We start from the raw sequence: 13164 nt of genomic DNA on the forward strand, positions 1-13164 counted from the left end.
CTTACAGGAACATCAGGAAATAGAGCAAAAATACGTTCACGATAAGCAGCATAACGCCGGTCGGCACCTGGGCTTTGATCACCGCATTTTTATCCGGCAGCTCCAGCAGCGCGGCCGGGACGATATTGAAGTTCGCCGCCATTGGGGTCATCAGGGTCCCGCAGTAGCCTGAGAACATGCCAATTGCCGCCATCACCGCCGGGTTACCGCCGTGCTGCAGCACCAGAATCGGGATCCCGACACCCGCCGTCACGATGGGAAACGCGGCGAAAGCGTTGCCCATCACCATCGTCAGCAGCGCCATACCCAGGGTATAGACGGCCACGGCGATAAACCGGCTGTCTACCGCCAGATAGTGCTGGGTCAGCCAGGAGATGCTATTGCCGACGCCCGCGGCGGTAAACAGCAGCCCGAGCACCGCGAGGATCTGCGGCAAAATAAACGCCCAGCCCACTGAATCCAGCAGGCGACGAGCTTCCTGCAACGGCTGCGCCGCGGTTTCATGGGTCATGCGGATAGCCATCACCAGGCCGAGCAGCGTACCTGCGGTCATTGAAAACAGCGTGATCAGCGTGGCGTGATTGCCCGGACCAAAGATAGCGACCTGCAGCGAGGGGAGATTATTAAACAGCAGCACGCCGATCACCGTCACCACCGGTATCGCCAGCGCCGGGAAAAACAGCCGGTTGCCAAGACGCGCGGCGCTGGCGGTACGTTCTTCCTGCGAGCGCTGATGATAGCGGCCGAGGCGCACGCCGCCAAAACCGGCGATCAGCGCCAGTACCACCACCACCACGCCAACGCCGATATTGACGGTGCGCTTGTCGCCAACCAGCTCATAGGTCCAGTCGCCAAACAGAAACACCAGACCATACAGTCCCCAGAACAGGCCGGTTGTCAGCCTGCGCGGATTGGCCTTATCGCGCCATGACATCACTGCTACCAACAGTAGGACAACGCCCGCCAACCAGTACAGCCAGGTTTGCTGAAAATTCATGCTGCACCGCCTTTCGCCTGACCGGCGTTAACCTTGTCCAGCTCGCGCTGGAGATGACGGTCGAGGCGCCACAGGCGGGCGGAGTGGATCAGGAAGGCGCATACCGCCGTGGGTATCCCCCACAGGGCAATATGCAGCGGCTCAGTCTGAATGCCCCCCGACTCCAGCATAAAGTTATGCATAAAGATAATCGCCCCGAAGGCAACGAATATATCTTCCCCGAAGAACAGGCCAACGTTATCGGTCGCCGCCGACATCGCGCGTAGACGATAGCGGACCTCTCCAGGCAAGGCGCCAAAGTTTTTCTCCGCCGCCCCTTCCGCCATCGGCGCCAGTAGCGGGCGCACCATTTGCGGATGTCCGCCCAGGCTGGTGAGGCCCATCGCCGCGGTTACTTCACGCACGAACAGATAGACGATAAGCAAACGACCGGCGGTGGCGCTGCGGATCTTCGCGATCCACGTCTGCGCGCGCTCTTTCAGGCCGTGCCGCTCCAGCAGGCCAATCACCGCCAGCGGCAGCAGAAGAATAAACGGCAGGTTGCGGGTATTGAGAAATCCTTCGCCCAGCTTCTCCAGAATGGTCGCGATCGGCATATGCGCCGTCAGACCCGTGATGATCCCGGAGACAATAACCACCAGCACCGGGTTGAAACGCAGAACAAATCCGACCACGATCGCGGCAATACCGATCAGTGGCCAGAGAGATAATGACTCTCCCATAATTACATCCTGTATGTTGTTGTGAGTTGTTGTCTAATGTTAATTGATTGATAATATTGTTTTTATTCTTCTACTTCCGCACTGACCTGTATATTGCGTCCGGCAAACGCCGCGCGCAGACGGCGTGCAAAATCCAGCGCGTGCTCGCCGTCACCGTGCAGGCAGACGGTTTCCGCCACTACGTGCGCCCATTCGCCGGTGATACTGCGCACCCGGCTGTGCTGCACCATTTCCAGAGTTTGCGCCAACGACTGTTCTTCGCTTTCGATCAGCGCGCCAGCCTGGGTGCGCGGCACCAGGCTGCCGTCCGCCAGATAACCGCGGTCGGCGAAGACCTCCTGACGAGTTGTCAGCTGATAACGTTGCCCGGCGCGAATCAGCTCGCTGCCCGCCAGGCCAACCAGCACCAGACCCGCGTCAACGTCATATACCGCTTTGGCGATAGCGTCGGCAAGCTGCGGATCTTTTGCCGCCTGGTTATACAGCATACCGTGCGGCTTGACGTGCCGCAGCTCGCCGCCCTGCGCGCGCACCATCGCCGCCAGCGCGCCAACCTGATACAGCGTTTGCGCATAAACCGTCTCCGGCGGCAGCTGCATCGCCGTACGGCCGAAATTTTCCCGGTCGGGAAAGCTGGGGTGCGCGCCCACCGCGACGCCATATTTCAGCGCTTCGCGAACGCACTGCAGCATCATCAGCGCATCGCCCGCATGGAAACCGCAGGCGATATTGGCGGAAGAGACCAGCTGCAGCAGCGCGCTATCGTTGGCGCAGCCTTCGCCGAGATCGGCGTTTAAATCAATCTTCATCGTTAAGTCTCCATGCCAGTTGTTCAAAGTAACGTTGCCTGTCGGCGCGCGCTTTCAGCGCTTCCTCCAGGGAACAGGGAACAAAGTGGATCGGTTGTCCCAGCGGGATCTGCGCCAACTGATACATGTCGGCTTCGATGATGGTCGCAATCCGCGGATAGCCGCCGGTGGTCTGCGCGTCGTTCATCAGTACGATGGGCTGGCCGTTATGCGGAACCTGCACCACCCCGGGCAGCAGACCGTGGGACAGCATCTCGCGATCGGTCGTTCGCTTCAGCGGTTGCCCCTGCAGGCGGTAGCCCATGCGATTGCTCTGCGGGCTAAGCTGCCAAGGCGAGCGCCAGAAGGCGTCCTGCGACACGCTATCGAACTCCTGGTACTCCGGCCCGGGCAGCGCGCGGATGCGGTTGCCGATGGGCAGCTGCTTCACGCCGCGCGGCCCGCGGAACTGCTTATCCGATTTCCCCAGCTTCAACCGGTCGCCGTCCTGTAGGCGTCGCCCTTCCAGGCCGCCAATCCCCACTTTCAGGTCAGTGCTGCGCGAACCCAGCACCTTCGGTACCGCAATTCCCCCCGCCACCGCCAGGTAGCTGCGCACGCCGTGCTGGGGATTCTTGAGCACCAGATGCTGCCCGGCCTTGACCGCCGTTCGCCAGCCCACCCATACCGGCTCGCCATCGAGCTTCGCCTCGCAGGCGGCGCCGGTCAGCGCAAACCAGCCGTTACGCTCAAACTGAATATCCACCTGGCCCAGCGTTATCTCCAGCGCCGCGGCGTTGGCGCCGTTCCCCACCAGCAGATTAGCGGTGACCAGCGCCGGCTTATCCATAGCGCCGCAGCGGCTGATGCCCAGTTGACGCAACCCTTCACGCCCACCGTCCTGCACCGAGGTATACATTCCGGCGCGGATAATTTTTAACATACGCCCTCCTTTTGCGGCACAAAACGCACCCGGTCGCCGGAACGCAGCAACACCGGCTCCTTGCGCTTCGGATCAAACAGCGCCAGCGGTGTACGCCCCAGCAACTGCCACCCACCGGGCGTCGCCAGCGGATAAATTCCGGTTTGCGCCCCGCCGATACCGACAGACCCTGCGGGCACCAGCAGGCGCGGCTCCGCCCGTCTCGGCATCGCCAGCTGCTCCGGCAGGCCGCCGAAATATGGGAAGCCCGGCTGGAAGCCGAGGAACCACACCACGTACTCCACCGACGAATGCAGCTCAACCACCTGCTTCTCGCTCAAGCCGCTATGGCGGGCAACTTCCCCCAGATCCGGTCCGTATTCGCCGCCATAAACCACCGGGACCGAAACCTGCCGCGACTCCGGTTCGAGCGTATCGCACTCCTCCCACCAGAGCTGCAGGCGTTCAATCGCATCCCACGCCGTCTGCTGCGGATTACGTAATATCACGGTAATGTTGTTCATGCCCGGGATGGCTTCCACCACCTCAGTATGGCCTACCAGACGCTGGGCTAACCGCCAGATCCGCTTCTGACTTTCCAGCGATACCGGCGGCTCAAGCTCCAGTACCACTGCCGTTTCACCTAACAAATAACAACGCGCTCGCTGCACTTTTGCCTCCGTTCATCAGGCCGGGTTCGGGATATCAATAAACGTGACGTCCAGTTCGGTATTTTCCGTTAGCCATTCGCTTAACGCGCGAATTCCGCCGCGCTCGGTAGCATGGTGCCCGGCAGCGTAAAAATGCAGCCCCTGCTCGCGCGCCGAGTGGATGGTTTGCTCTGAAACCTCACCGGTAATAAATGCGTCGACGCCAAAGCGGGCGGCGCTGTCGATAAAGCTCTGGCCGCCGCCGGTGCACCACGCCACGCGGACGACTTTGTCCGGCCCGGTGTCGCCGCACCACAGCGGTTTGCGTCCCAGCCGCGCTTCAATCCACGAAGCCAACTCCAGGCCCGATACCGCCATTGACAGTTCGCCCCACGGCACCAGCGGCTCGATTTCGCCCATCACGTTGATGCCGAGCAGCGACGCCAACTGGGCGTTATTGCCCAGTTCCGGGTGGGCATCAAGCGGCAGGTGCCAGCCGTAGAGGTTAATGTCGTTAGCCAGCAGCGTTTTGAGGCGATTGCGCTTCATGCCGCGGATCACCGGCGATTCACCTTTCCAGAAATAGCCGTGATGGACAATCACCGCATCGGCCTCCAGGCGCACAGCTTCATCCAGCAGCGCCTGGCTGGCGGTTACGCCGGTGACGATTTTTTGTATCGTCTCGCGCCCTTCCACCTGGAGCCCATTGGGGGCGTAATCACTGATGGCCGCGCTGTTCAGCTTTTCATTAATCAGTTGTTCCAGTTCACTATTTTTCATTGCCGCTCCACCAGGTCATTATTCTATGCAGAGGGATAACATAACGGTATCCGGCCGGTCAGTCGATAGTTCTGCCGCTTCGCCGTCCATTTTGACTTTTCGCGAAATCCCGCAATTTGTCTACTCCCTCCTGCGCGCATTCGTGTATATTTATGCACTATTGCAGCATATTAAATAACCAGAAAGCCTATAACGCCATGAATATCACTAGTTGATAGTTATTCATGCAGAAAGATCGAGTTTCTTTTTTTATGGCAGGACAAAGCATTACATGAACACACAATCCTCACAGCCGCGGGCGATTTATTACGTCGTCGCGCTGCAAATCTGGGAATACTTCAGCTTTTACGGCATGCGCGCGCTGCTGATTCTTTATCTCACCAATCAGCTCAAGTATGACGATAATCATGCTTATGCGCTGTTCAGCGCCTACTGTTCTTTAGTCTACGTTACGCCGATTCTCGGCGGCTTCCTGGCGGATAAGCTGCTGGGCAACCGCATGGCGGTGATGCTCGGCGCGCTGTTGATGGCCATCGGCCATCTGGTGCTCGGCGCGAGCGAAATCGCCCCCATCTTTCTCTACCTGTCGCTGGCGATTATTGTCTGCGGCTACGGGCTGTTTAAATCCAACGTCAGCTGCCTTCTCGGCGAACTGTATGAACCCACCGACCCGCGCCGCGACGGCGGTTTTTCGCTGATGTACGCGGCGGGCAACGTCGGGTCTATCATTGCGCCAATCGCCTGCGGCTACGTGCAGGAGGAGTACAGCTGGGCGATGGGCTTTGCGCTGGCGGCGGTAGGCATGATCGCCGGGCTGGTCATTTTCCTCAGCGGCAACCGCCATTTCCGCCATACCCGGGGCGTCAATCGCGAAGCGCTGCGGGCGCGGAGCTTTGTTTTACCAAACTGGGGCTGGCTGCTGGTGCTGCTGATCGCCGCGCCGCTGCTAATCACCGTGCTGTTCTGGCAGGAGTGGTCGGTCTATGCGCTGATTGTGGCGACAGTTATCGGTCTGGCGGTACTGACGCGGATCTACCTGCGCGCGGAGACCGCCGGGCAGCGTAAAGATCTGCGGCTGATTATGGTGCTCACCTGCTTCAGTCTACTGTTCTGGGCCTTTGCGCAGCAGGGTGGCAGCTCCATCAGCCTGTACATCGACCGTTTCGTTAATCGGCATTTTATGGGTTATGAAATACCGACCGCGATGTTCCAGTCGGTCAACGCCTTTGCGGTGATGCTCTGCGGAGTGGTGCTGGCGTGGCTGGTGAAAGAGAATATCAACGGCAACCGTACCGTACGTATCTGGGGCAAATTCGCGCTGGGCCTCGGCCTGATGAGCGCCGGGTTCTGCATCCTGACCCTCAGCGCCCGCTGGTCAGCCGCCTATGGCCACTCCTCGATGCCGCTGATGGTATTAGGTCTGGCGGTGATGGGCTTTGCCGAACTATTTATCGACCCGGTAGCGATGTCGCAAATCACCCGCATTCAGATCCCCGGCGTGACCGGCGTGCTGACCGGCATTTATATGCTGCTCTCCGGCGCTATCGCCAACTATCTGGCGGGGGTGATTGCCGACCAGACCTCGCAGGGGTCGTTCGACGCCGCCGGGGCCATCAACTACTCGATTAACGCCTACATTGAGGTGTTCAGCCAGATAACCTGGGGCGCGCTAGCCTGCGTCGGCCTGGTGCTGGCGATCTGGCTGTATCACTCCGTTAAGATCAGGGCTCGTCGCCTGGCGATGGAGTCTTAAGTTCTCTGGCGGCCTCCCAGGCCGCCAGCGTCTCCAGCCGCGCCTGCTTGTGGTCAACAATCGGGCGCGGATAATCCAGCCTTACGCCCTGCTTTTCCGCCCACAGCCACGGTTGATGCACCGCTTTCTCTGGCACTCCGGCCAGCTCCGGCAGCCAGTGACGAATAAACCGCCCCGCTTTATCGAAGCGTTCTCCCTGGGTCGTCGGGTTAAAAATACGAAAATAGGGCGCGGCATCGGTACCCGTGGATGCCGCCCACTGCCAGCCGCCGTTATTCGCCGCCAGATCGCCATCAATAAGCTGTTCGATAAAGTAGCGCTCGCCCAGCCGCCAGTCGATACGCAGATCTTTAACCAGGAAGCTGGCGACAATCATCCTCAGGCGGTTATGCATCCAGCCGGTCGCATTGAGCTGACGCATCGCGGCGTCAACAATCGGGAAGCCGGTCTGTCCGCGCTGCCAGGCCTGAAACGCGGATTTATCATCCAACCACGCCACGTTATCGGTCCAGTCGATAAAAGGGCGACCTTTACACAAGTTTGGGTAGTAAACCATCAGATGACGGTAAAACTCGCGCCAGATAAGCTCGTTGAGCCATACCGCCCCGGCTTCGCCATCCAGCGCCCGCGCCTGCTCAACCAGCAAACGGTGCAGACACTGGCGCGGCGAGAGCGCGCCCACCGCCAGGCATGGCGACAGCCGGCTGGTTCCTTCGACGGCGGGAAGATCGCGCTGCTGTTCATAATCGGCCGCTTTTTGCTGGCAAAAACCGCGGAGCCGGGCGATAGCGCTTTTTTCATCCGCGGCGAACAGCTCGCCGTCGAAGGGCGTCTGCGGATAGTCTATTTTCACATCAGACACGGCAGCGATGGGGCCACACGCGCGAGCTTTCGGCGCGGCGACGCACTCGGGCAGCGCTTCCTGTAAACGGCGAAGAAAGGCATTTTTAAACGGCGTAAACACCTTATACATTTCGCGATTGCCGGTCAGTACGCTGCCTGGCGGCAGCAGGACGCTGTCATCAAAACCCTGACAAGTCACGCCGGTCAGGGTTTTTTCCACCGCGGCATCGCGCTGGCGTTCGTTAATTTCGTACTGATAGTTGTAAAACAGATGTGTGACCTGCTGCTGTCCGCAGAAGCTGGCGAGCAGTTTTACGCTGGCGGCAAAATCTTCCGCCTGTTCAACGTGCAGCGGGATCCCCTTTTCCGCCAGCGCCGCTTGCAGGCTGTGAAGATGGCTAACGATAAATGCCGCCTGGCGCGCCGCCATACCGTGCTGGCGCCATTGCCCTGGCGTGGCGATAAACAACCCCAGCACCCTTGCATGGGGGTCGCGGCAGGCGGCAGCGAGCGCCAGATTATCGTGCATGCGCAAATCCGCGCGAAACCAGACCAGATGGGTGGCCATAACATTCCTTTCATCATTAAAATGGATATATACGACGTCTAAACAGCTATCCCCCCGGCTTAGCCTGCGGGAGGTTAATAAGTGTAAGCCACTCCGGGCAAAAAAAAACCGCCGGATAAACCGGCGGCGTGATTGATAACAAAATTCTTAGGCGCAGCGCCTGCGCTTCAGCAGGCTTAGCCGTTCGGCCATCTGCAAAGGTTAATAAAAATCTGCGGAGACCTTTTCCGCCTGCGCCATCCATACCGGCTGTTCGCTGGTTTTTGCCCACACACGGTGCAGCCAGCTGTAAAAACGCGCGCGGTCTTTCCAGAACAGCATTACCGGCAGCGCCAGCACGCCAGCCGTCACGGCGAAAGCGCGACGCGCAAAGATGATATGAGCAGGATAAGTTTTGTACAACGCCATAATTTCTCTCCCCTTTGTCAGGCCGGCAAGCAAAGCCGGAAAAGTTACAATGTTTCTCTGCTTAAAATAGTACCGCTTTGGCTGTAATTTTACTACTCATCCGACCACTAAAAAGCACCTATTTAGCCTTTATTTACATTCATCCGGTAACTCAGTTACAAAAAAGTTAAATTAATACTAATCATTAGTTAAATTGTGGGCTTGGTATTTTTATATTTTTTTTACACCCCCGTCGCTGATTTTTGCGAAATCTTTGCGCCCGACTGCCTATTCTCCTCGTAAATCGAAAATACACCCGGAGGTGGATTGTGACTGCAGGCGTAATCGCTGGCGTAGCGCTGGTGTTCCTGTTGCTGGTTTATCTGGTTTATGCCCTGACACACGCGGAGGCATTCTGATGGCCGCTCAAGGATTTTTGCTCATCGCGAGCTTTATTCTGCTATTGATGATCCTGGCTCGTCCGCTGGGCACGGCGCTGGCGACGATGATCAATGATGTCCCGCTACCGGGCCTGGCCGGTATCGAACGCGGTTTATGGCGGGCGGCGGGCATTCGTTCGCAGGAGATGAACTGGTATCAATACTTATTCGCTATCCTGCTGTTTAACGCGCTGGGTCTGGCGGCGCTGTTCGCGCTGCTGATGTTCCAGGGTTCGCTGCCGCTTAACCCGCAGCATCTGCCCGGTCTGTCATGGGATCTGGCGCTGAATACGGCAGTGAGCTTTGTCAGCAACACCAACTGGCAGGCCTATGCCGGTGAAGCCACCATGAGTAGCCTTAGCCAGATGGCCGGGCTGGCGGTGCAAAACTTCCTCTCCGCCGCCACCGGCATCGCGGTGATCTTTGCCCTCACCCGCGCTTACGCCCGGCAGAAGGTCAGCACCCTGGGTAACGCCTGGGTCGATCTGACCCGCATTACTCTCTGGCTGCTGCTGCCCATTTCGCTGCTGATTGCGCTGTTCTTTATTCAGCAGGGCGTACCGCAGAGTTTTGCGCCTAATCAGGGATTTACCTCCCTTGAAGGCGTACGCCAGATGCTGCCGATGGGGCCGGTGGCCTCGCAGGAAGCGATAAAAATGCTGGGGACCAACGGCGGCGGTTTCTTTAACGCCAACTCGGCGCATCCGTTTGAAAACCCTACCGCGCTGACCAACCTGGTCCAGATGCTGGCGATCTTTCTCATCCCGGCGGCGCTGTGCTTCGCCTTCGGCGAGGTGGTGGGCGACCGCCGTCAGGGACGCGCGATTCTGTGGGCGATGGCGCTGATCTTCATCGTCTGCGTGGCGGTAGTGATGTGGGCGGAGACGCGCGGTAACCCGCATCTGCTGAGCCTGGGCGCCGATAGCAGCCTGAATATGGAAGGCAAAGAGAGCCGGTTCGGCATTCTCGCCAGCAGCCTGTTCGCCGTGGTCACCACCGCCGCGTCCTGCGGCGCGGTCAACGCCATGCATGACTCCTTTACCGCCCTGGGCGGGATGGTGCCGATGTGGCTGATGCAGATAGGTGAAGTGGTCTTCGGCGGCGTGGGCTCTGGCCTGTACGGCATGCTGCTGTTCGTCATGCTGGCGGTCTTCATCGCCGGTCTGATGATTGGCCGCACCCCGGAATACCTCGGCAAAAAGATCGACGTCCGCGAAATGAAAATGATCGCGCTGGCGATCCTCGTGACCCCGACGCTGGTGCTGCTCGGCACGGCGCTGGCAATGATGACCGAGGCCGGGCGCGCGGGCATGTTCAACCCCGGACCGCACGGCTTTAGCGAAGTGCTGTACGCCGTCACCTCCGCTGCCAACAACAACGGCAGCGCCTTTGGCGGCCTGAGCGCGGCGACGCCGTTCTGGAACCTGCTGCTGGCGTTTTGCATGCTGGTCGGCCGCTTCGCGGTGATTATTCCGGTCATGGCTATCGCCGGTTCGCTGGTGACCAAGAAAATTCAGCCCGCCGGCAGCGGTACGCTCGCCACCCACGACGCGCTGTTTATCGGCCTGCTAATTGGCACCGTACTGCTGGTGGGCGCCCTGACCTTTATTCCCGCGCTGGCACTCGGCCCGCTGGCGGAACACTTTTCCTTACTTTAAGCGATTGCGGAGCAACCTGTTATGAGTCGCAAATCATTAGCCCTGCTGGAGCCGACGCTGGTGCGCCAGGCGCTGCTGGACGCCGTGAAAAAACTGAGTCCTGCCGTACAGTGGCGTAACCCGGTGATGTTTATCGTCTGGATCGGCAGCCTGCTGACCACCCTGCTCGCTATCGCCATGGCGAGCGGGCATATCGCCGGCAGCGCCGGTTTTACCGCCGCCATTAGTCTCTGGCTGTGGTTCACCGTCCTGTTCGCCAATTTCGCCGAAGCGATGGCCGAAGGCCGCAGTAAAGCGCAGGCCAACAGCCTGAAGGGGGTCAAAAAGACCGCCTTTGCCCGTAAGCTGCGCGCGCCGCAGCACGATGCGCAAATTGACCACGTGCCCGCTGAAGATCTGCGTAAAGGCGACGTGGTGCTGGTCGAAGCCGGAGATATTATTCCCTGCGACGGCGAAGTTATCGAAGGCGGCGCATCGGTGGATGAAAGCGCCATTACCGGCGAATCCGCGCCGGTTATCCGTGAGTCCGGGGGCGACTTCGCCTCGGTGACCGGCGGGACGCGTATCCTCTCCGACTGGCTGGTGATCCGCTGCAGCGTCAATCCCGGCGAAACCTTCCTTGACCGGATGATCGCCATGGTTGAAGGCGCCCAGCGCCGCAAGACGCCGAATGAAATCGCCCTGACGATCCTGCTTATCGCCCTGACCCTGGTGTTCCTGCTAGCCACCGCCACCATCTGGCCCTTCTCCGCCTGGAGCGGTAACGCGGTCAGCGTGACGGTACTGGTGGCGCTGCTGGTGTGCCTGATCCCCACCACTATCGGCGGTCTGCTGTCGGCGATCGGCGTCGCCGGGATGAGCCGCATGCTCGGCGCGAACGTGATTGCCACCAGCGGACGCGCGGTTGAAGCGGCGGGCGATGTCGACGTTCTACTGCTGGATAAAACCGGCACCATTACTCTCGGCAACCGCCAGGCTTCAGCGTTCCTGCCCGCGCAGGGCGTGGAAGAGAAAACCCTTGCCGATGCCGCCCAGCTGTCGTCGCTGGCCGATGAAACGCCGGAAGGCCGCAGCATCGTGGTGCTGGCAAAACAGCGCTTTAATCTGCGCGAGCGCGATCTGCAATCGCTGCACGCCACCTTCGTGCCATTTACCGCCCAGACCCGGATGAGCGGGATTAACATTGACCAGCGAATGATCCGCAAAGGTTCTGTGGATGCCATTCGCCGCCACATTGAGGCTAACGGCGGCCACTTCCCGGCCGATGTCGATAAACAGGTTGAAGAGGTGGCGCGTCTTGGCGCCACGCCGCTGGTGGTCGCCGAAGGCGAGCGGGTGCTGGGGATTATTTCGCTAAAAGATATCGTCAAAGGCGGCATCAAAGAGCGTTTTGCCCAGCTGCGTAAAATGGGGATTAAAACGGTGATGATCACCGGCGATAACCGCCTGACCGCCGCCGCTATCGCCGCGGAAGCGGGCGTGGACGACTTTCTCGCCGAAGCGACGCCGGAGGCCAAGCTGGCGCTGATCCGCCAGTATCAATCGGAAGGACGGCTGGTAGCGATGACTGGCGACGGTACCAACGATGCCCCGGCGCTGGCGCAGGCCGACGTCGCGGTCGCGATGAACTCCGGTACCCAGGCGGCGAAAGAGGCGGGTAATATGGTGGATCTGGACTCCAACCCCACCAAACTGATCGAGGTCGTGCATATCGGTAAACAAATGCTGATGACCCGCGGTTCATTAACCACCTTCAGTATCGCCAACGACGTGGCGAAGTACTTTGCCATTATTCCGGCCGCCTTTGCCGCGGTCTATCCGCCGCTCGCGATGCTTAACGTGATGCATCTGCATTCGCCTTCTTCGGCGATCCTGAGCGCGGTGATTTTTAATGCGCTGATCATCATCTTCCTGATCCCGCTGGCGCTGAAGGGGGTGAGCTATAAGCCGCTGACGGCTTCGGCGATGCTGCGCCGCAACCTGTGGGTCTATGGCCTGGGCGGACTGCTGGTGCCGTTTATCGGTATCAAAGCGATCGACCTGTTACTGACCCTGACCGGGCTGATGTGAGGAAAAAACCATGTCATTGATTCGTCCTGCTGTTGTGCTGTTTATTCTGTTAACGCTGCTTACCGGCGGCGTCTATCCACTATTAACCACCGCGCTAGGGCAGTGGTGGTTCCCGCAGCAGGCCAACGGCTCGCTGCTAAGGATTGACGGCGAAGTGCGCGGTTCAAGCCTTATCGGGCAGAACTTTACCGCGCCGGGCTATTTCCAGGGGCGCCCTTCCGCCACGGCGGAGATGCCGGATAATCCGTTGGCATCCGGCGGCAGCAACCTCGCCGCCAGCAATCCGGCGCTGGATAAAGCCATCAGCGAACGAGTGCAGGCCCTGCGCGCCGCCAACCCGGACGCCACGCCCAGGGTTCCGGTGGAGCTGGTCACCGCCTCGGCGAGCGGACTGGATTACAGTCTGACCCCGTCCGCCGCCCTGTGGCAGGCGCCGCGCGTCGCCAAAGCCCGGCAGCTGAGCGTGGAGCAGGTCACGCAGCTGGTCAACGAGGCAACGCAAAAACCGTTGCTCAGCTTTCTCGGCCAACCTGTGGTAAATATACTGCAGCTGAATATGTCGCTGGATGCCCTGAAGGATAAGTGA

At 59.7% G+C, this 13164-nt stretch carries 13 protein-coding genes; 5 read left to right on the plus strand and 8 right to left on the minus strand.

All coding sequences use genetic code 11. The features are described 5' to 3' along the window. Position 1: 1 nt before the first annotated feature. The 6 genes from EGY08_RS06620 to ybgI all read right to left on the minus strand — a co-directional run bounded on the left by EGY08_RS06620 (position 2) and on the right by ybgI (position 4859). The gene (locus EGY08_RS06620; protein ID WP_004130517.1) at positions 2–997 is read right to left on the minus strand and encodes a DUF979 domain-containing protein; all 996 of its coding nucleotides are present in this window, start codon (positions 995–997) and stop codon (positions 2–4) included. Continuing rightward, positions 994–1719 (minus strand): DUF969 domain-containing protein, encoded by a 726-nt coding sequence (locus EGY08_RS06625; protein ID WP_004130515.1) that lies wholly within the window; start codon positions 1717–1719, stop codon positions 994–996. The genes EGY08_RS06620 and EGY08_RS06625 overlap by 4 nt, the downstream gene beginning before the upstream one ends. 62 nt (positions 1720–1781) lie before the next feature. Then, positions 1782–2528, minus strand: a complete 747-nt coding sequence (pxpA, locus tag EGY08_RS06630) for a 5-oxoprolinase subunit PxpA (protein WP_004130514.1) — start codon at positions 2526–2528, stop codon at positions 1782–1784. Further along, a complete protein-coding gene (pxpC, locus tag EGY08_RS06635) occupies positions 2518–3450 on the minus strand; it encodes a 5-oxoprolinase subunit PxpC (protein ID WP_049122802.1) in 933 nt (310 codons plus the stop codon). Before pxpC ends, pxpA begins: the two co-directional genes overlap by 11 nt. Continuing rightward, positions 3444–4100, minus strand: a complete 657-nt coding sequence (gene pxpB, locus EGY08_RS06640; RefSeq protein ID WP_004130512.1) for a 5-oxoprolinase subunit PxpB — start codon at positions 4098–4100, stop codon at positions 3444–3446. The genes pxpC and pxpB overlap by 7 nt, the downstream gene beginning before the upstream one ends. Before the next feature lie 15 nt (positions 4101–4115). After that, positions 4116–4859, minus strand: coding sequence for a radiation resistance protein YbgI (gene ybgI, locus EGY08_RS06645; RefSeq protein ID WP_004130511.1), 744 nt, complete (start codon positions 4857–4859; stop codon positions 4116–4118). A 271-nt stretch (positions 4860–5130) separates the two neighbouring features. Between ybgI and dtpD the strand changes: the two genes are divergently transcribed. After that, positions 5131–6612 carry a dipeptide permease DtpD gene (dtpD, locus tag EGY08_RS06650; protein WP_049115030.1) on the plus strand — a complete coding sequence of 494 codons (1482 nt, stop codon included), beginning with the start codon at positions 5131–5133 and terminating at the stop codon, positions 6610–6612. Here the strand turns inward: dtpD and phrB are convergent. Both phrB and EGY08_RS06660 read right to left on the minus strand, forming a co-directional pair. Beyond that, entirely contained in the window at positions 6581–8023 is a 1443-nt protein-coding gene (gene phrB, locus EGY08_RS06655) for a deoxyribodipyrimidine photo-lyase (RefSeq protein WP_049115031.1), read from the minus strand. The two genes, dtpD and phrB, sit on opposite strands and share 32 nt — an antisense overlap. Positions 8024–8224: 201 nt before the next feature. Beyond that, positions 8225–8434 (minus strand): YbfA family protein, encoded by a 210-nt coding sequence (locus tag EGY08_RS06660; protein WP_177447615.1) that lies wholly within the window; start codon positions 8432–8434, stop codon positions 8225–8227. Between the two features lie 305 nt (positions 8435–8739). Between EGY08_RS06660 and kdpF the strand changes: the two genes are divergently transcribed. From kdpF to kdpC, 4 genes are read left to right on the plus strand one after another with little or no spacing between them, the layout of a single operon-like run. Next, the gene (gene kdpF / locus EGY08_RS06665; protein WP_077252547.1) at positions 8740–8829 is read left to right on the plus strand and encodes a K(+)-transporting ATPase subunit F; all 90 of its coding nucleotides are present in this window, start codon (positions 8740–8742) and stop codon (positions 8827–8829) included. Then, a complete protein-coding gene (gene kdpA, locus EGY08_RS06670) occupies positions 8829–10508 on the plus strand; it encodes a potassium-transporting ATPase subunit KdpA (protein WP_049115032.1) in 1680 nt (559 codons plus the stop codon). The genes kdpF and kdpA overlap by 1 nt, the downstream gene beginning before the upstream one ends. A gap of 21 nt (positions 10509–10529) precedes the next feature. Further along, on the plus strand, positions 10530–12578 hold the full coding sequence (gene kdpB / locus EGY08_RS06675) for a potassium-transporting ATPase subunit KdpB (RefSeq protein WP_087828665.1): 2049 nt from the start codon (positions 10530–10532) through the stop codon (positions 12576–12578). A 10-nt stretch (positions 12579–12588) separates the two neighbouring features. Next, on the plus strand, positions 12589–13164 hold the full coding sequence (gene kdpC / locus EGY08_RS06680; protein ID WP_004130505.1) for a potassium-transporting ATPase subunit KdpC: 576 nt from the start codon (positions 12589–12591) through the stop codon (positions 13162–13164).

This window comes from Klebsiella sp. FDAARGOS_511 (assembly GCF_003812845.1).
Lineage (GTDB): Bacteria > Pseudomonadota > Gammaproteobacteria > Enterobacterales > Enterobacteriaceae > Klebsiella > Klebsiella grimontii.

What these genes read in the sequence shown, in the direction of transcription:
- ybgI (WP_004130511.1), bottom strand. Translation starts at nt 4,859, where the DNA reads ATGAAAAATAGTGAACTGGAACAACTGATTAATGAAAAGCTGAACAGC.
- EGY08_RS06625 (WP_004130515.1), bottom strand. Translation starts at nt 1,719, where the DNA reads ATGGGAGAGTCATTATCTCTCTGGCCACTGATCGGTATTGCCGCGATC.
- kdpB (WP_087828665.1), top strand. Translation starts at nt 10,530, where the DNA reads ATGAGTCGCAAATCATTAGCCCTGCTGGAGCCGACGCTGGTGCGCCAG.
- pxpA (WP_004130514.1), bottom strand. Translation starts at nt 2,528, where the DNA reads ATGAAGATTGATTTAAACGCCGATCTCGGCGAAGGCTGCGCCAACGAT.
- kdpA (WP_049115032.1), top strand. Translation starts at nt 8,829, where the DNA reads ATGGCCGCTCAAGGATTTTTGCTCATCGCGAGCTTTATTCTGCTATTG.
- dtpD (WP_049115030.1), top strand. Translation starts at nt 5,131, where the DNA reads ATGAACACACAATCCTCACAGCCGCGGGCGATTTATTACGTCGTCGCG.
- EGY08_RS06620 (WP_004130517.1), bottom strand. Translation starts at nt 997, where the DNA reads ATGAATTTTCAGCAAACCTGGCTGTACTGGTTGGCGGGCGTTGTCCTA.
- phrB (WP_049115031.1), bottom strand. Translation starts at nt 8,023, where the DNA reads ATGGCCACCCATCTGGTCTGGTTTCGCGCGGATTTGCGCATGCACGAT.
- pxpC (WP_049122802.1), bottom strand. Translation starts at nt 3,450, where the DNA reads ATGTTAAAAATTATCCGCGCCGGAATGTATACCTCGGTGCAGGACGGT.
- kdpC (WP_004130505.1), top strand. Translation starts at nt 12,589, where the DNA reads ATGTCATTGATTCGTCCTGCTGTTGTGCTGTTTATTCTGTTAACGCTG.